We start from the raw sequence: 16,575 nt of genomic DNA, 5'->3' as shown, positions 1-16,575 counted from the left end.
AGATGAATGAGTCCAAGGGCTGGTAGCCGTAGGCCGTCAGCGAGCGGTCTCGCATGTCGCTGCCATCGCTCGCCCAGCACGTGCAAGGCGTGCCCGTTTCATCCTGGCGGTCAGCGAAGAGCACGCGACGCATGCTTCAGCAACTCGGAGGACGTCTCGTGGTCGGGGCCCTGCTCGGGAACAATGGCCTTGAGTCTCCAGTGACTGGAGACAGCAGAGTGGGGGCATGGACGTTACGACCCTCTACTCGATCGGGGAGCTTTCCCGACGGACCGGCTTGTCTGTGAGGACTATCCGGTTCTACTCCGATTCGGGGGTGGTGGCGCCGACCACCCGTAGTCCCGCCGGCTATCGGCTCTACGACCTCGACGCACTGCTTCGTCTGAAACTCCTTCGCACACTGCGCGAGCTGGGCATGGACCTGGCCACTATTCAACGGGTACTGGACCGCGAGCTCTCGGTGACGGAAGTCGCCGCGGCGCACGCCGACGCCATAGACGTCCAGATCCGGGTGCTGCAACTGCGTCGGAGCGTTCTGCGAGTCGTAGCCAGACGCGGGTCCAGTCCTGAGGAGACCACACTCATGCACAGGCTCACACAGTTGTCCGGCGAGGAACGCCGACGTTTGATCGACGCTTTCGTGGATGGCACCTTCGGCACAGTGGATGCCGACCCGACCGCGGTGGCCATGGTTCGCGCTGCCACTCCCGACCTCCCCGATGATCCGACCAGCGAGCAGGTCGCCGCGTGGGTGGAGCTCGCCGAGCTGGTCGGCGACGAGGATTTCCGTGCCCGGATGCGCCGGACGGCCGTACGTCAGGCCGCCGGGCGCCCGCTCGACATCGAATGCGATGCCGGCGAGGAACTGATGGAATTCACCCGTCAGAAGGTGGCCGAGGCCATGGAGTCGGGCATCGATCCGCTCAGCGACAGGGGCGCACCCGTCATCGACGACCTTGTGCACCGCTTCGCCGAGGTGTTCGCGCGCACCCCTGACACAGAATTCCGGGACTGGATGGTCCAGCAGTTCGAAGAGGCGCACGATCCCAGGGTGGACCGGTACTGGCGGCTGGTGTGGATCGTCAACGGCTGGCAGGTAGTACCGAACCTGATCCCGGTGTACCCCTGGCTCATCCAGGCCCTGCGAAATGACCGTGACGCATAGTCACCGCAGTGGGCACGCCCCGGATCCCTGAATGAGTCCAGGGATCGCCTGCGGACATGAGAACGGGCAGCGCGGCCGCCGGGTCGAACTCCTGTTGGGGCCGTGGCGACCCGCCAACATCAAGGCCGAGGTGCTGCATTCCCTGGCGGGCGAAGGAACCGCCCTGGCCCGGCAGGTCCTCTCGGCTGTCGATGAGATGACCCCGCCCCAACGCGTCGCGGCCGGGGAGGTGATTGGTCAGGCCCTCGCCGAATCCGACCATCTTCCCGACTCGTCGCGCCAGGCGGCGTAGTAGGCGTAGACGCTGCCGTGGTTGGGGAAGTCGTGCGGGAGGTATTTCCAGGGGATTCCGGTGCGGTTGATGTAGAGGAGTGCGTTGAATACGTCGCTGGGCCACCGCTGTCTGGCGGCTGCGGAAGCCGTAGCGTCCACGAACACACCAAACACGGGGGCAATGGAGATGAAGTACTTCCTCATGGCATGCGGGGCACTCCTTATCGCCGGTTTCTGCTTCTTCGGCGTCCTCGCAAGCCTCGACACACCCCGGCTGCGTAACCCGAAACTCGCTATTGCCTTCGGCGTCAGTGGGGTCGCATTCGTCGGACTCAGCCTCTGGCTTCTCACCCTCTGATGCAGAACGAGCGGTTGGTCGGCCTGCCGCTCGGGGCGCTTACCGGCGCCTGGTTCCCGCCGCCGAGGCTGGCAGCATCATCGCCTGCCGTATCGCCCTGTGGTCGTACTCCCTCAGTGGGTGGGTCGTAGGGTGATGTGGCGCGGGTGCCTTCGACGTTCTTGGACAGCAGTTCGTGGCCGAGGGCTTCGCAGACGTCCTTGGCCCGTAGCGGCCCGGACGCGTGGTTGAAGGCGGCGAGGATGCGGGGGTAGTCCGGGTGCTCTGGCAGGTCCGGCGCGACGGCCGTTAGTCGGTCGGCGAGGCCGGTGACGGTCTTGCGGGTGATCGTGAGGTGCTCCAGGTGCATCTCGGCCTCCCCCAACCGGGTCCGCAGGTCGTCAATCTGTGTGCGGAGGTCGTCGGCCAGGGCCCGGGCAGCGTCTCCCTGTGACGCTCTGGGCGTCTGCATGAAGGACGATGAGCCGAGAAACCGGCTCTGACCAGGACTTTTCTGGGATCCGTTCAAGCCGACATCTGTGACTTCGTGGGCGTCTCGGGAGATGATGCAAGCGTTCCCCACACTCTGTAGGGCATAACGGGAAACCGTCTCGACGCTCATTTGACGCTGCTTCCGACGGAGCGTCAGGTGGACGGTCAGCTGGTCTGGCCGGGCGTGGCTCGCCCGACCTGCTCGCCTGCGACTGCTCTGTCCCGCGTCGGGACGGCCGACCCTGTCCTCGTCGGGGGTGGCTCCGCCTGCCACAGGACTCCACCGGCCGCCTCCGGGGGGCGGCCCGTCGCCGTCAGCTGGTGAGGGGAGGCGACCGGCAGGTATTGGTCGGCGTCGCGTCCCCGGGGGCCAGGCCAGGCACGGGCCTCCCTCTGTGCCACGCGACCGGCACGATCCGCCGGCTGCTCCTACGGCGGCGGCCGGTCGCGGTCAGCTGAGGGGGGAGGAGGCCGGCAGGTCCTGGTCGGCGGCCCAGGAAGCGAGGATGCGCAGTCGTTCGTGGGTGGGGGAGCCCGGGGCGGCGGTCCAGACGGTGAGGTGCTGGTCGGGGTCGGTGTTGGCGGTGAGGGTGTCCCAGTCCAGGACGAGTTCGCCGACGACCGGATGGTTGAGGGTCTTCGTGCCGACGGTGCGGGCGGCGACGTGGTGTTCGCCCCACCACCGGGCGAACTCCTTGTCGCGCAGGGATAGTTCACCGACCAGTTCGATCAGGCGGGGGTCCTCGGGATACTTCGCGGCTTCCATCCGCAGCTGGGCAACGGCGATCTGCGCGGAGGTCTTCCAGTCGGCGTACAGGGTGCGCATCGCGGGAGTGGTGAAGATGATCCGCGGGTAGTTGCGGTGCTTTTCCGGGACGCGGGAGAAGTCGGTGACCAGAGCGGCGGCCAGCGCGTTCCAGGCCAGGATGTCGCCGCGCCGGCCCTGCACGATGGCCGGGGTGGCGGTGAGGTCGTCCAGGACACGCTGGAGCTGCGGCTGGACCTTCTGCCGGCCTCGGCGCCGGGCGCGGGTGGTGGTCTTGCCCGCGAGCTGGAAGAGGTAGCCGCGCTCGTCGTCATCCAGATGGAGCACCCGGGCGAGGACATCCAGCACGGGCGCCGATGCCTGCATGCGGCCCTGTTCGAGTCTGGTGTAGTAGTCGGTGCTGATGCTGGCGAGCTGGGCGACCTCCTCGCGGCGCAGCCCGGCCACCCGGCGGGGCTTGCCGGTTTCGGGCAGTCCGACCGTGCGCGGGCTCAGCTCGGAGCGGCGCTTCTTGAGGAATTCTCCCAGCTCATTGAGGGGGACGTTGGCGGTCATGCTTCCCAGCATGACACCGATCCCACCCGGGAAAGGGGGGACAATTTACTCCCAGGATGTTCCCCTCCCAGGATGAATTTCTCCGCTTTTCGTGCTTGTTCTCGCGTGTGAGGCTCGATAGCCAGCAGCCGATCGAGATCACCGGCTGCGCGCTCACCGATCCCCGCACCGAAGGAAGCACCCCATGCGCGGAGCAGTCATCTACGCCCCCGGCGACGTGCGCTTCGAGAACCTCGACGACCCGAAGATCATCAACCCGACCGACGCGATCATTCGCACGGTCGCCACCTGTGTGTGCGGCTCGGACCTGTGGCCCTACCGCGGTGCGGAACCCATCGGCGACCCGCACCCGATGGGGCACGAGTACGTGGGCATCGTCGAGGAGGTCGGCAGCGAGGTCGCCAACGTCAAGCCGGGCCAGTTCGTGGTCGGCTCCTTCGCCACCTCGGACAACACCTGCGTGAACTGCCGTAACGGCTGGCAGTCGTCCTGTCTGCACCGCGAGTTCATGAGCACCTGCCAGGCCGACTACGTGCGCATCCCCAACGCTCACGGCACCCTCGTCGCCACCGACGAGCACCCGGACGCCGAGTTCGTGCCGAGCCTGCTCGCCGTGTCCGACGTGCTGGGCACCGGCTGGTACGCCGCCCTCGCCGCCGAGGTGAAGCCCGGCTCGACGGCCGTGGTCGTCGGTGACGGAGCGGTCGGCCTGTGCGGCGTCATCGCCGCCAAGGAACTCGGCGCCGAGCGGATCATCGCCATGAGCCGGCACGAGTCCCGCCAGAGGCTCGCCCTGGAGTTCGGCGCCACCGACATCGTCAGCGAACGCGGCGACGCAGGCATCGCCCGCGTCAAGGACCTCACCGGCGGCATCGGCGCGGACTCCGTGCTGGAGTGCGTGGGCACCGCCGAGTCCATGCGGCAGGCCCTGCACTCCACCCGGCCCGGCGGCAACGTCGGCTTCGTCGGTGTCCCGCACGACGTGTCGGTTGACGGCGAGGAGCTGTTCTTCTCCCACGTCGGCCTGCGCGGCGGCCCCGCCCCGGTCCGCCGTTACCTGCCCGACCTGATCGACCGCGTCCTGTCCGGCCGGATCAACCCGGGCAAGGTCTTCGACCTCACCCTGCCCCTGGACCAGGTCGCCGAGGGCTACAAGGCCATGGACGAGCGCCGCGCCATCAAGGCGCTCCTCAAGCCCTGACCCCCACCCCCCCTGACCGGCTGCCCCTGTCAAGCGCCACAGAAGTGAGACAAGAATGCCTGGAGCAGACAACTACATCTTCGACTTGGACGAGAACGTCACCCGCAAGCCGGTGTCGTACGAGAACAGGTACGGGATCACCATCTCCGCGGACCTCTACCAGCCGAAGGACTTCGACGCCTCGCAGGAACACCCCGCGATCATCGTCGGCGCGCCGTACGGCGGCGTGAAGGAGCAGGGCCCGGGCATCTACGCCCAGAACCTGGCCCGGCGCGGATTCGTGGCCCTCGCCTTCGACCCCTCCTACAACGGCTACAGCGGCGGCGACCCGCGACACGTCTCCTCCGCCGACGTCTTCACCGAGGACTTCCATGCGGCCGTCGACTACCTGGGCACCCGTGACTTCGTGAACCGGGACCGTATCGGCGTCGTCGGCATGTGCGGCAGCGGCGGCTTCGCGCTCAGCGCGGCCCAGGTCGACCGGCGCATCAAGGCGGTCGCCACGGTCGTCATGTACGACATCGCCCGCATCGCCTCAGAGGGCCGGCAGGGCTCTCTCACCGCGGAGGAGCGAGGCGCCATGCTCGACGCCATCGCCGAGCAGCGGTACGCGGACTTCGAGGCCAACGCCCCCGCCCTGACCCCGCGCGGCGCGCCCATCGGATTCGACGAGAACACCAACCCGGTCGGCCGTGAGTTCGGCGAGTTCTACTCCACTCCCCGGGGCTACCACCCGAACTCCATCACCCAGTTCACGCTGACGAGCGGCATGTCGTTGATGAACTTTCCGCTGCTGTCGAAGATCGAGTGGATCTCGCCGCGACCCATCCTGTTCGTCGTCGGCGAGAACGCCCACTCGCGGTACTTCAGCGAGGACGCCTACGAACTCGCGGCCGAGCCCAAGGAGTTCTACGCCGTCCCGAACGCCGGCCACGTCGATCTGTACGACAGGACGGACCTGATCCCGTTCGACCAGCTGGAGGAGTTCTTCAGCAAGAACCTGGCCTGATCGCACGCCGCCCTCGCGTACGGCCGCACCGGACGGCGCGGGGCGCACATCGTCCCTGCCTCGGCCCCCTCCCGCCCAGCATCCACACCGTCGGGCCCGCATCACGGTAGCGCGAATGCGGGCGGGAGCCACCGCCTCACACAAGGAAGGACGAACCTCATGACGACCTTCGCTCTCATCGGCGCCGGCCCGGGACTCGGGCTGGCCACCGCCCGCCGCTTCGGAAGCGCCGGCCACACCGTCGCCCTCATCGCCCGCAACGCCGAGCGTTTGGAGGAGATGACCGCTGAGCTGGCCCGTGAGGGTATTCAGGCGCGCGGTTTCCCCGCCGACGTCCTCGACATCGAGTCACTGGACGCGGCCCTGTACGCGGCCGCCAAGGACCTTGGCCTCATCGAGATCCTCCAGTACAGCCCGGTGCCGCGCGCCGACTTCATGAAGCCGGTCCTCGACACCGGTGCCGACGACCTGGACGCGCCGCTCGCCTTCTCCGTAAAGGGCCCCGTCGCCGCCGTGAACGCCGTCCTGCCCGGCATGCGCGAACTCGGCCGTGGCGCCCTGCTGTTCGTCAACGGCTCCAGCGCCGTACGCCCCAACCCGAAGGTCGCCGGCACCTCGATCGCCTTCGCCGCCGAAAGCGCCTACGCCCGCATGCTGCACGACACGCTCGCCCCGGAGAACATCCACGCCGCCCAGCTGATCATCCCGGGCGCCATCCGGCCCGACGCCGAGCACAGCAGCCCCGACGCCCTGGCACAGCGGCTGTACGACATCCACCAGCAGCGGGACGGCTTCCGCCACTACTCCGAGCCCCTGCCCGACTAGCCACAGGACGACCCGTGAACCCGGCACCCCGTCGCGCTCTCGCGCGTGTGGTCCCGGCCGCCGCCCTGCTGCTGGTCGCGACCGCCTGCTCCAACGATTCCTCCTCTTCCTCCTCCTCTCCTTCCGAGCCCGCGTCGCCGCAGGTTTCGACAGCTGCGGCCGCCACCACCTCACCCGGCAGGACAACCGCCATGAACATCCGGCTCACGCTCAACGGCCACCACGTCGCCGCCACCCTGAACGACAGCCCCACCGCCCGCGACTTCGCCGCCCAGCTGCCCCTCACCCTGTCCCTGCGCGACTTCAACCAGGCCGAGAAGATCGCCGACCTGCCGCGAAAGCTGTCCACCTCCGGCGCCCCGGAAGGCGCCGACCAAGAGGTCGGTGACCTGGCGTACTACGCGCCCTGGAACCAGCTCGCCACCTACTACCGCGATGCCCCCTACGCGGCCGGCCTGGTCCCCCTCGGGCATATGGCCGACGGCGGCGCCGAGCAGCTCGCCACCGCCGACGAGATCACCATCGAAGCCGCGCCCTGACCCACGCCACCTCTCGCCGGTCACGGAGAGCAGCCGAAAGAAAGGGGGAGAAGATCCTCCCCTTTTCGCCCGTTCCGTTCCATGGAACCGTCGAAGACCTGGCTGCGCCGTCCGTCCATCCGCCGTGACGACTTCAGCCCCCACGATCCGCCGAATTCCACGCAAGGAGAGACCACACGTATGCCTTCCGCATCCGGGACCACCCCCGGCAAGCTTCCCTTCGTCGTCTGGGTGCTCGCCGCCGGCACGTTCCTGATGGGGACCACCGAGTTCGTCGTCGCCGGCCTGCTGCCGGAACTGGCCGGTGACCTCGGAGTCAGCGTCTCCCACGCCGGCCTGCTGATCACCGCCTTCGCCGTCGGCATGATCATCGGCGCGCCCACCATGGCGATGGCGACCCTGCGCCTGCCCCAGCGCCAGACGCTGGTCCTGGCCCTGTCCGTGTTCTGCCTCGGACATCTGGTCGCCGCCCTCAGCTCGTCCTTCACGATCGTTCTCCTGGCCCGCGTCGTCACGGCCCTGGCCACCGGTGCGTTCTGGTCTGTCGGTTTCGTCGTCGCCACCACCGCTGCGGGGCCGCGCAACGCCACCCGGGCCACGGGCGTCATGATCGGCGGCCTGACCTTGGCCAACGTCGTCGGCGTGCCGGTCGGCTCCTTCGCCGGCCAGTTCACCGGCTGGCGCGGCCCCTTCTGGGCCCTGGCCGTCCTGTCCGGGCTCGCCGCCGTGTTCATCGGGCGCTTCATCCCGGCCCAGGAGGAGCGCGCCGAGGTGTCCCTCGGGGCCGAGGTCCGGGCTCTGCGGCAGGGCCGGCTGTGGCTGGCGCTGGGCGCCGCGATGCTGATCATGGGCGGTGTGCTGGCGACGTACACCTATGTCACGCCGCTGCTGACCGACCGCGCGGGTATCCCCGAAGGCGCCGTACCGCTCGTCCTGATCGCCTTCGGTGTCGGCGCGCTGGGCGGCACCACCACGGGAGGCCGCCTGGGCGACCGACGTCCGACGGTCACCACCATCACGGCCGCCGCGGCCACCGCCCTGGTCCTGCTCCTGATGATCCCGCTGTCCGGCAACCCGGTGACGGCCACCCTGCTCGTCTTCCTCATGGGCCTGACCGGCTTCACGGTCAACCCGGTCGTCACCGCGCTTGCCATGCGCTTCGCCGGCGACGCCCCCACCCTCACCTCGGCGCTGACCACCTCCGCCTTCAACACCGGTATCGCCGCGGGCTCGGCGATTGCCGGTACGGCCCTGGACTCCTCCCTCGGCCTGACCGGGCCGCCCCTGGTCGGCACCGTCATCGCCGCCCTCACACTGCTGCCCCTGAGCGCCCTCGCCGTCCACGGCACTTCCCGCAAGGGCCGCATCGTGGCCCGGAGCAGCGCTCCCACGCAGACGCGACACGACGAACCCGCGCAGGTGTCGTCGCAGCACTGACTCAAGCCCGGATCCGCGTCCTGCTGATCCGAACCCGACGACGTACCAGCATGCGAGAGGAATCTGCACATGACTGCGAACACCGCGGACTTCACCGGCAAGGTGGCCTTCGTGACCGGAGCCGGCTCCGGCATCGGCCGAACCACCGCCGTCGCCTTCGCCCGCGCGAGCGCCCGGGTCGCCCTCGCCGACCGGTCCGAGGACGGCCTGCGGGAGACCGCACGGCTCATCGAGGAGGCGGGCGGGCAGGCTCTGGCCCTCACCTGTGACGTCACCAGCGAAGACGACGTGCGGTCCGCGGTGGACGACACCATTCAGGCGTTCGGACGCCTGGACGTCGCCTTCAACAACGCCGGCGTCGAGCAGCCGGTCAAACCGGCCGCGGACATCGAGAAGGACGAGTGGGACCGCGTCATCGGCGTCAGCCTGACCGGGATGTTCCTGTGCATGAAGCACCAGATCCCCCTGCTGCTCCAGCAGGGAGGTGGCGCGATCGTCAACGCCTCGTCGGGCGCCGGCGTCAAGGGTTTCAAGGGACAGGCGGCCTACGCCGCGGCCAAGCACGGCGTCATCGGCCTGACCCGTTCGACCGCCCTCGACTACGCGTCGTCCAACGTCCGGGTCAACGCCGTCTGCCCCGGCATCATCGACACCGAGATGATCCAGCGCTTCGCCGAAAGCACACCCGGAGGACGGGACGCCCTGATCGCGGATGAGCCCATCGGGCGCCTCGGCACACCGGACGAGATCGCGGCCGCCGTGCTCTGGCTCTGCTCGGACGCCGCCTCCTTCACCACCGGCCACGCCCTGGTCGTCGACGGCGGCCAGACCGTCTGACGGGGGTTCATGGCCAGGCGTCGTGCCGCCGCAGCGCATCCGGGCAGCCCGACGCCACTCGCGCCACCCGTACCTCTGCACTGAACGGAGACCACGACGTGAATCCCACCTACGACTTCACCGGCCAGGTCGCCCTCGTCACCGGGGCAGGCGCCGGCATGGGCCTGGCGACCGCCCGCGCGTTCGCCGAGTCCGGGGCCGCCGTCGCCCTCACCGACGTCAACGAAGCGGCCCTGAACGCGGCCGCGAAGGAACTCGCCGACGCCGGGCACCAAGTCCTCGCCCTCACCTGCGACGTCAGCGACGAGGACCAGGTCGCCGCCGCGGTCGACCGCACCGTCGAGACCTTCGGGCGCCTCGACATGGCCTACAACAACGCCGGCATCCAGATCCCGCCGAGCGACGCGGCCGACGAACCCGCCGAACGCTTCGACCGCGTCAACGGAATCAACCTCCGTGGCATCTGGGCCTGCATGAAGCACGAACTTCGGCACATGCGCGCCCAGAGCAGCGGAGCCATCGTCAACTGCTCCTCCCTCGGCGGCTTGGTCGGCCTCCCCGGCCGAGCCTCGTACCACGCCTCCAAGCACGGCGTGATCGGTCTGACGAGCAGCGCGGCACTCGAATACGCCCCGCGCGGCATCCGCGTCAACGCCATCTGCCCGGGCACCATCGACACCCCCATGGTCAGCGACATGATCGCCAAGGGAGAACTCGACCGCGCCGAGGCCGAGGCCGACCAGCCCATCAATCGCCTCGGTACGGCCGAGGAGATCGCCCAGGCCGTCCTGTGGCTGTGCAGTCCCGGAGCGGGCTTCGTCGTAGGCGTCGCCCTCCCCGTGGACGGCGGCTACGTCGCCCGCTAGAGACAACCGACGCATCGACAAAACTGGAGCTCCGTCATGGAATTCATCAAGCAGCAGCCCAGCAGCAAGGCCCCGGCGGACTGGTTCACCGGCGACGTGTGGTGGGACGTCATCGTGGCCGGCCAGGCCCCGTCCAGGATGCGTGCCAACCTGGTGCGCTTCTCGCCGGGCGCCCGCACCAACTGGCACTCCCACGCCCTGGGCCAGACCCTGCACGTCGTTTCCGGCATCGCCCTGATCGGCACCCGGGACGGCACCGTCTTCGAGGCCCACCCCGGCGAGACCGTCACGTGTCCGCCGAACGAGGAGCACTGGCACGGCGCCACCCCCGACCGGTTCATGGAGCACATCGCCCTGTGGGAGGGCTCCGGCGACGGCACTCCAGAGACCGCCTGGGCCGATCCGGTCACCGACCAGCAGTACAACGGCCCCCGCACCCGCAACCAGTAACCCCGCCCCTCGATCACACACCCCGGGCCGACACGGGATGTCACGGTGTCCCGGGGGAGGGGCCGTGTCGGCGACCTGCTCGGAGCGAACGATCAGTCCGCCACACGCGACGACGTGGTGAGCGACGCGGACGCACCCATAAGCGGGGGGCGACGCGGTTCTGTCCCGCCTCGCCCCGTGCGCAAGTGCCCCCGATGACGTGGGCCACTCGCTCCTGACGGAGCGTAAAGGGGGAGGAAAGTCTCCCTGCCACGAGTGTTGCCGGTGGTGCAAGACTTCCCGCGAGACCAGCCCCCTGTCGAGGTGAGCGGTCACCGATGCCCGTGGTGGCGACGATCCCGCCTGCCGTCCCTCTGTCGTGCACGACGGATCCGTCCGTGATGCGAAGGCGTACGTATGTCTGCTGAACTCCCTGAATTCGACGTTCCTCCCCCCACCGGAGCCGACGAGTCCTCCTCGGCACCCAGTCGGCGCACGTTCATCGCCACCGGCACCGCGGTCGGCGGTGCCGTGGTCGCGGGCGGTGTGATCGGCGGGACGATCTTGGCCGACGCGCAGGAGGTGAGCGCTGCCGAGGCGCCGCCCTCCAGTCGCGTCTCCCTGACGGTCAACGGCACCCGCCGGACCGTGACGGTCGACAACCGCACCTCTCTGCTGGACCTGCTCCGTGAGCACCTCGGCCTCACAGGCTCGAAGAAGGGCTGCAACGCCGGTGCCTGCGGGGCGTGCACCGTCCTGGTCGACGGGCAGCGGCACAACGCCTGCCTGACGCTCGCGGTGCGTCTGGAAGGCGCTGAGGTCACGACGATCGAGGGCCTGGCCGAGGGCGATCAACTCCACCCACTGCAGCAGGCGTTCATCGACCAGGACGCCTTCCAGTGCGGCTACTGCACCCCCGGACAGATCATGTCCGGCGTCGGCTGCATCCAGGAAGGTCATACCGGTTCGCCGGAGGAGATCCGCGAGTGGATGAGCGGCAACATCTGCCGCTGCGGCTGCTACGTCAAAATCGTGCGCGCGGTCGGGCAGACCGCCGGCCGGAAGTGAGGGCCTGATGTATCCCTTTGACTTCACCAAGGCGTCCGACACCCATGAGGCGCTCAACGCCGGTCGACGCGGCGGCCGTTACATCGCCGGCGGCACCACGCTCGTCGACCTCATGCGTGAGACCGTCGAACGCCCCGAGACCCTGGTGGACATCACCGGCCTGCCGCTGCGCGAGGTCACCGTCACCGAGCGCGGGGGCCTGCGTATCGGCGCTCTGGTGACCATGTCCGAGGCCGCCGCCCACCCCAAGGTGCGCACCCTGTACCCCGTCGTCTCCCAGGCGCTGGAGCTGAGCGCGTCGGCCCAGCTGCGGAACATGGCGACCATCGGCGGCAACATCATGCAGCGCACCCGCTGCACGTACTTCCGGGACGTGACCGCCGCCTGCAACAAGCGTGAGCCCGGCTCGGGCTGCGCCGCGCTGCACGGCTTCAACCGCACCCATGCGATCCTCGGGACCTCCGACGCCTGCGTGGCCACGCACCCGTCCGACGCGGCCGTGGCCTTCGCCGCCCTGGAGGCCCGGGTGCACCTGCTGGGCCCGGACGGAGCACGCCAAGTCCCCTTCGCCGACTTCCTTCTGCGGCCCGGCAGCACTCCTCAACGCGAACAGGCCCTGCGTAAAGGTGAGTTGATCACGGCGGTCGAGATCCCCGCACTTCCGCGCCCGCTCAGGTCCGGCTACCTCAAGGTGCGGGACCGGCAGTCCTACGAGTTCGCCCTGACGTCGGCGGCCGTCGCGCTGCACATACGCGGTGGGGTGATCCGCGAGGCCAAGGTCGCCGCCGGGGGAGTGGGCACCGTGCCCTGGAAACTGCCCGCCGTCGAGCAGCACCTCCTCGGTGAACGCCCCTCGGGGGCCCTCTGGTCGGCCGCTGCCGCCAAGGCGGCGGACAGCGCCCGTCCCCTGCAACACAACCGGTTCAAGGTCGAGCTGCTCAAGCGCACTGTCGAACGCCAGCTGCGCGTCGTAGGAGGTACCAAGTGAGCCCCCAGCCGCAGGCAGCCGTGGGTGCGCCGCTGTCCCGGGTGGACGGCCGGCTCAAGGTCACGGGCAAGGCGTTGTACGCCGCCGAACACGATGTCGACGGGTCCGTTCACGCCGTCATCGTCGACGCGGCCATCGGCCTCGGCCGCATCATGTCGATCAACAGCGGCGCCGCCGAAGCCCTTCCGGGCGTACTGAAGGTGATCCACCACCGCAATGCGCCGAAGCTGCCGTACCGCGACAACTCCGGCTCCAACAACCCGCCCGGGCGCAGGCTGCGGGTCTTCCAGGACGACCGGGTGCTCTTCCACGGCCAGCCGGTCGCCGTCGTGGTCGCCACCACGCTGGAGGCCGCCCAGCACGGCGCGAGCCTCGTCAAGGTCGGCTACGACGCCGAACAACCCTCGACCGACCTGACCGAGGCCGAACCGGACGAGCCGACCAACTACGCGCGCGGCGACGCCGAAGCGGCCCTGCGCTCGGCGGCCGTACGGCTGGACCTGACATACCGCACGGCCCGCAACCACCACAACCCCATGGAGCCGCACGCCACCATCGCCCGCTGGAACGGCGACAGGCTCACCGTGTGGGACAAGACCCAGTGGGTGGTGGGCACGCAGACCGAACTCGCGGCGGTGTTCGGCCTGGAGACGGACGCAGTGCGGGTCATCTCGCCGTTCGTCGGAGGCGGTTTCGGCACGGCGCTGCGCTGCTGGCCGCACGTGGTCGTCGCCGCGCTGGCCGCCCGTGTGACGAAGCGCCCGGTCAAGCTGGTCCTCAGTCGCCAGCAGATGTACCTCGGGACCGGTTTCCGGCCCTCGTACGAGTACCGCCTGCGCCTGGGCAGCGACCGGCGTGGCCGGCTGTCCGCCGCCGCGCACGAGCTGGACGCCGAGACGTCGTCGTACGAGAAGTTCACCGAGTCCATCCTGGCAGCCGGGCAGATGCTCTACAGCATGCCCAACGTGACCCAGAGGTACCGGACGGTGCCGCTGGACCTGCCCACACCGCTGTACATGCGCGGCCCCGGCTTCCAGACGGCGTCCTTCGTCATCGAGTCGGCCATGGACGAGCTCGCCCACAAGCTCGGCGTCGATCCGATCGAGTTGCGTCGGCGCAACGAGCCGAACGAGGACGAGTCGAGTGGGTTGCCGTTCTCCACCCGCCGGCTGCGGGAGTGCTACACCGTCGGTGCCCGGGAGTTCAGCTGGCACCGCCGCAACCCCAGGCCCCGCTCGACGCGTGAGGGGGACTGGCTGATCGGCAGGGGCATGGCCGCCGGCGTCTACGACACCGCGCGCATGCCCGCCCAGGCGCGAGCCCGCTTGGACGCCGACGGCACCGCCGTGGTGGATGCCGCCGCGACTGACATGGGACCGGGCACGTACACCTCCCAGACCCAGGTCGCCGCCGACGCCCTCGGGCTGACCGTGCGCACGGTCACCTTCCGGCTTGGGGACTCCCTCTACCCGCCGACCCCACCGCACGGCGGCTCGATGACCATGGCCAGCGTCGGCTCCGCCACCCTCGACGCCTGCAACAAGGTCCGCCGCCAGGCGATCCAACTGGCCGTCGAGGACCGCGAATCACCGCTGTACGGCGTACCGGCCGCCGACATCGTCGTACGGGGCGGGCGGCTGCACGTGAAGAACAATCCGGCCCTCGGTGAGACGTACCAGCGGCTGTTGGCCCGCAACGACCGCACCCACCTGGAAGCGGACGGCTCCTTCGCGCCGCCCTCGGGCCCGGAGCGGCACTCCTTCTACGGCTACAACGCCACCTTCGCCGAAGTGGCCGTCGACGCGACGCTCGGCCTGGTGCGGGTACGGCGGGTACTCGGCGTGTACGACGCGGGCCGCATCATCAGCCCCAAGCTCGCCGACAGCCAGGCCCTCGGCGGCATGGTCGGCGGCATCGGCACAGCCCTGCTGGAGCACACGCTCACCGACCACCGCGACGGACGCATCGTCAACGCCAACCTCGCCGACTACCTGGTGCCCGTCAACGCCGACATCCCCGACCTCAAGGCGATCTACCTGGACGGCGAGGACCGCGAGGCCGACCCGCTCGGCGTCAAGGGACTCGGCGAGCTCGTCATGATCGGGGTGGCGCCCGCCATCGCCAACGCGGTCTTCAACGCCACCGGCCGCCGCATCCGCGAACTGCCCATCACCGCGGAGGCGTTGCTCTGATCCGCGGACTTCGGTCCGGCGGGATGCACACCGCTCGTCCGGCAGGCCGCCCCGTCCTGCCCGGAGGCTGCCGGACCTCCCAGGACCGCCGCCGCGTGACGTTTCCCCGCGTCGTGGCGGCGGCCCGCTCGCCTTCCCGTCCTTGCCCTGCCGTGGAGAACTGCCATGCTGAACATCGCGGACACACTGCACCGCTGGTGCCGCGAGGCACGCCCCTTCGCCCTGGCCACCATCGTCGGCGTGCGCGGCAGCGCCCCTCTGCCGGTCGGCACGTCGGTCGCGGTAGACGAAGACGGCAACGCCGTCGGCAGCATCTCCGGCGGCTGCGTCGAGGGAGCGGTCTACGAACTGTGCCGGCAGGTGCTCCGTGACCGGCGCACTCCGCAGCGGGCCTGGTTCGGCTACTCCGACGACGACGCCTTCGCCGTCGGTCTGACCTGCGGCGGCGAGCTCGACGTCTTCGTCCAGCGCATCGATCCCGCAGCCCAGCCGCACGTGTCCACGGCCCTCTCCGAGATCGCTCAAGGGCGACCGGTCGCCGTGGCACAGGTCGTGGACGGCCCGGAGCGCCTCCTCGGCTCCACGCTGAGCGTGCTCGGCGGCGGCCATGCCGCCTACGGGCGCGTCGACGGCGGTCCGGCGGACCGGGCTGTGGCCGACCGGGCCAGGGCCCTGCTGCGGGCGGGCCGCACCGTCCGCATCGACACCGGCGGGCAGGCAGACGAATGCCCCGAACGGCTGTCCGTCCTCGTCCACGTCCATGCCACCCGGCCGCGCCTGCTGGTCTTCGGCGCCGTCGACTTCGCCGCAGCCCTCAGCCAGGCCGGCCGCTTCCTCGGCTACCACGTCACCGTCTGCGACGCCCGCCCCGTCTTCGCCACTCCCGCCCGCTTTCCGCACGCGGACGAAGTGGTCGTCGACTGGCCCCACCGCTACCTGGAACGCACCGGCGTGGACGAGCGTACCGCCGTATGCGTCCTCACCCACGACGCCAAGTTCGACATCCCGCTGCTTCGCCTGGCCCTCGACCTGCCCGTCGCCTACGTCGGGGCCATGGGCTCGCGGCGCACCCACGACGAGCGCATGCGCCGCCTGCGGGAGCAGGGCGTCACGGAGAACCAGTTGGGCCGGCTGCGTTCCCCCATCGGCCTCGATCTTGGAGCCTCCACACCCGAGGAGACGGCCGTCTCCATCACCGCGGAGATCATCGCCCAGGCCAACCACGGCACAGGCAGACCCCTGACCCGGATCAGCGGCCCGATCCACCGGCCGTCGGAGTCGGCGAGTCACCGGTAGGCCGGCCTCACGAACCGACAAGGGTTCATTGTCCCCATTGTCCCTCTGCGAGCAGCCGTCGGCCTGGAAGAAACGAGGCCCTGGCGTTCTCGATGGAGTGCAGAGGTACGGCTTCATCGGGTGCACCGGTCGGTCAGCCCGAAAGCCCACAGGTTTGCCTGCCGTGCCGACGGGCCGTGCCGGGGCAGCTGATCGTGGCCGCCTGTTCCGTCCCGGAGAGAAGGGACGTGCTGCACGCCGTGACGCTCGTTTGACGCTCTGGCCTCCCGCAGGCGGCACAGCGAGCGGAGAAATGGCCTC

At 69.6% G+C, this 16,575-nt stretch carries 15 protein-coding genes and 1 pseudogene; 13 read left to right on the top strand and 3 right to left on the bottom strand.

Annotated features, from left to right (window positions below; all coding sequences use genetic code 11):
- Positions 1-226: 226 nt before the first annotated feature.
- Positions 227-1,165: a helix-turn-helix domain-containing protein gene (locus tag OHS82_RS12250; RefSeq protein WP_266726588.1), complete on the top strand. Its 939-nt coding sequence runs from the start codon at positions 227-229 to the stop codon at positions 1,163-1,165.
- Positions 1,166-1,435: 270 nt separating this feature from the next.
- Here OHS82_RS12250 and OHS82_RS12245 read toward each other — a convergent pair.
- The 3 genes and pseudogenes from OHS82_RS12245 to OHS82_RS12235 all read right to left on the bottom strand — a co-directional run.
- Positions 1,436-1,552: pseudogene (locus OHS82_RS12245) on the bottom strand (transposase); the annotation flags it as partial.
- Positions 1,553-1,785: 233 nt separating this feature from the next.
- Positions 1,786-2,397, bottom strand: coding sequence for a hypothetical protein (locus OHS82_RS43515; protein WP_443061777.1), 612 nt, complete (start codon positions 2,395-2,397; stop codon positions 1,786-1,788).
- Positions 2,398-2,718: 321 nt separating this feature from the next.
- Positions 2,719-3,600: a helix-turn-helix domain-containing protein gene (locus OHS82_RS12235; protein ID WP_078907469.1), complete on the bottom strand. Its 882-nt coding sequence runs from the start codon at positions 3,598-3,600 to the stop codon at positions 2,719-2,721.
- Positions 3,601-3,772: 172 nt separating this feature from the next.
- On the opposite strand from OHS82_RS12235, the gene OHS82_RS12230 reads away from it, so the two are divergent.
- The 12 genes from OHS82_RS12230 to OHS82_RS12175 all read left to right on the top strand — a co-directional run bounded on the left by OHS82_RS12230 (position 3,773) and on the right by OHS82_RS12175 (position 16,275).
- Positions 3,773-4,789 carry a zinc-dependent alcohol dehydrogenase family protein gene (locus OHS82_RS12230; RefSeq protein WP_057575505.1) on the top strand — a complete coding sequence of 339 codons (1,017 nt, stop codon included), beginning with the start codon at positions 3,773-3,775 and terminating at the stop codon, positions 4,787-4,789.
- 55 nt (positions 4,790-4,844) lie between these two features.
- Positions 4,845-5,798, top strand: coding sequence for an alpha/beta hydrolase (locus tag OHS82_RS12225; protein WP_319646039.1), 954 nt, complete (start codon positions 4,845-4,847; stop codon positions 5,796-5,798).
- Between the two features lie 159 nt (positions 5,799-5,957).
- On the top strand, positions 5,958-6,623 hold the full coding sequence (locus tag OHS82_RS12220; RefSeq protein ID WP_319646038.1) for an SDR family NAD(P)-dependent oxidoreductase: 666 nt from the start codon (positions 5,958-5,960) through the stop codon (positions 6,621-6,623).
- A 191-nt stretch (positions 6,624-6,814) separates the two neighbouring features.
- On the top strand, positions 6,815-7,162 hold the full coding sequence (locus OHS82_RS12215; RefSeq protein ID WP_046917640.1) for a cyclophilin-like fold protein: 348 nt from the start codon (positions 6,815-6,817) through the stop codon (positions 7,160-7,162).
- 180 nt (positions 7,163-7,342) lie between these two features.
- Positions 7,343-8,599 (top strand): MFS transporter, encoded by a 1,257-nt coding sequence (locus OHS82_RS12210; RefSeq protein WP_046917641.1) that lies wholly within the window; start codon positions 7,343-7,345, stop codon positions 8,597-8,599.
- Positions 8,600-8,668: 69 nt separating this feature from the next.
- On the top strand, positions 8,669-9,436 hold the full coding sequence (locus OHS82_RS12205; protein WP_057575510.1) for an SDR family oxidoreductase: 768 nt from the start codon (positions 8,669-8,671) through the stop codon (positions 9,434-9,436).
- A 98-nt stretch (positions 9,437-9,534) separates the two neighbouring features.
- Positions 9,535-10,302: an SDR family NAD(P)-dependent oxidoreductase gene (locus tag OHS82_RS12200; protein ID WP_057575512.1), complete on the top strand. Its 768-nt coding sequence runs from the start codon at positions 9,535-9,537 to the stop codon at positions 10,300-10,302.
- A 36-nt stretch (positions 10,303-10,338) separates the two neighbouring features.
- Positions 10,339-10,752 (top strand): (R)-mandelonitrile lyase, encoded by a 414-nt coding sequence (locus OHS82_RS12195; protein ID WP_046917644.1) that lies wholly within the window; start codon positions 10,339-10,341, stop codon positions 10,750-10,752.
- 396 nt (positions 10,753-11,148) lie between these two features.
- Positions 11,149-11,799 carry a (2Fe-2S)-binding protein gene (locus OHS82_RS12190; protein WP_057575514.1) on the top strand — a complete coding sequence of 217 codons (651 nt, stop codon included), beginning with the start codon at positions 11,149-11,151 and terminating at the stop codon, positions 11,797-11,799.
- A gap of 7 nt (positions 11,800-11,806) precedes the next feature.
- On the top strand, positions 11,807-12,787 hold the full coding sequence (locus tag OHS82_RS12185; protein WP_328433862.1) for an FAD binding domain-containing protein: 981 nt from the start codon (positions 11,807-11,809) through the stop codon (positions 12,785-12,787).
- Complete coding sequence (locus tag OHS82_RS12180; RefSeq protein WP_328433861.1) at positions 12,784-14,979, top strand: xanthine dehydrogenase family protein molybdopterin-binding subunit; 2,196 nt, start codon at positions 12,784-12,786, stop codon at positions 14,977-14,979. The genes OHS82_RS12185 and OHS82_RS12180 overlap by 4 nt, the downstream gene beginning before the upstream one ends.
- Positions 14,980-15,144: 165 nt before the next feature.
- The gene (locus tag OHS82_RS12175; protein ID WP_057575521.1) at positions 15,145-16,275 is read left to right on the top strand and encodes an XdhC family protein; all 1,131 of its coding nucleotides are present in this window, start codon (positions 15,145-15,147) and stop codon (positions 16,273-16,275) included.
- Positions 16,276-16,575: the final 300 nt, after the last annotated feature.

Source organism: Streptomyces sp. NBC_00425 (genome assembly GCF_036030735.1).
Classification (GTDB): Bacteria; Actinomycetota; Actinomycetes; order Streptomycetales; family Streptomycetaceae; genus Streptomyces.
The sequence above is the reverse complement of the archived record's forward strand: the minus strand, read 5'-3'. Positions and strand labels throughout refer to the sequence as shown.

Excerpts from the sequence above, each read along its gene's own strand:
- OHS82_RS12250 (WP_266726588.1), top strand. The coding sequence starts at position 227 with ATGGACGTTACGACCCTCTACTCGATCGGGGAGCTTTCCCGACGGACC.
- OHS82_RS43515 (WP_443061777.1), bottom strand. The coding sequence starts at position 2,397 with ATGAGCGTCGAGACGGTTTCCCGTTATGCCCTACAGAGTGTGGGGAAC.
- OHS82_RS12235 (WP_078907469.1), bottom strand. The coding sequence starts at position 3,600 with ATGCTGGGAAGCATGACCGCCAACGTCCCCCTCAATGAGCTGGGAGAA.
- OHS82_RS12230 (WP_057575505.1), top strand. The coding sequence starts at position 3,773 with ATGCGCGGAGCAGTCATCTACGCCCCCGGCGACGTGCGCTTCGAGAAC.
- OHS82_RS12225 (WP_319646039.1), top strand. The coding sequence starts at position 4,845 with ATGCCTGGAGCAGACAACTACATCTTCGACTTGGACGAGAACGTCACC.
- OHS82_RS12220 (WP_319646038.1), top strand. The coding sequence starts at position 5,958 with ATGACGACCTTCGCTCTCATCGGCGCCGGCCCGGGACTCGGGCTGGCC.
- OHS82_RS12215 (WP_046917640.1), top strand. The coding sequence starts at position 6,815 with ATGAACATCCGGCTCACGCTCAACGGCCACCACGTCGCCGCCACCCTG.
- OHS82_RS12210 (WP_046917641.1), top strand. The coding sequence starts at position 7,343 with ATGCCTTCCGCATCCGGGACCACCCCCGGCAAGCTTCCCTTCGTCGTC.
- OHS82_RS12205 (WP_057575510.1), top strand. The coding sequence starts at position 8,669 with ATGACTGCGAACACCGCGGACTTCACCGGCAAGGTGGCCTTCGTGACC.
- OHS82_RS12195 (WP_046917644.1), top strand. The coding sequence starts at position 10,339 with ATGGAATTCATCAAGCAGCAGCCCAGCAGCAAGGCCCCGGCGGACTGG.
- OHS82_RS12190 (WP_057575514.1), top strand. The coding sequence starts at position 11,149 with ATGTCTGCTGAACTCCCTGAATTCGACGTTCCTCCCCCCACCGGAGCC.
- OHS82_RS12185 (WP_328433862.1), top strand. The coding sequence starts at position 11,807 with ATGTATCCCTTTGACTTCACCAAGGCGTCCGACACCCATGAGGCGCTC.
- OHS82_RS12175 (WP_057575521.1), top strand. The coding sequence starts at position 15,145 with ATGCTGAACATCGCGGACACACTGCACCGCTGGTGCCGCGAGGCACGC.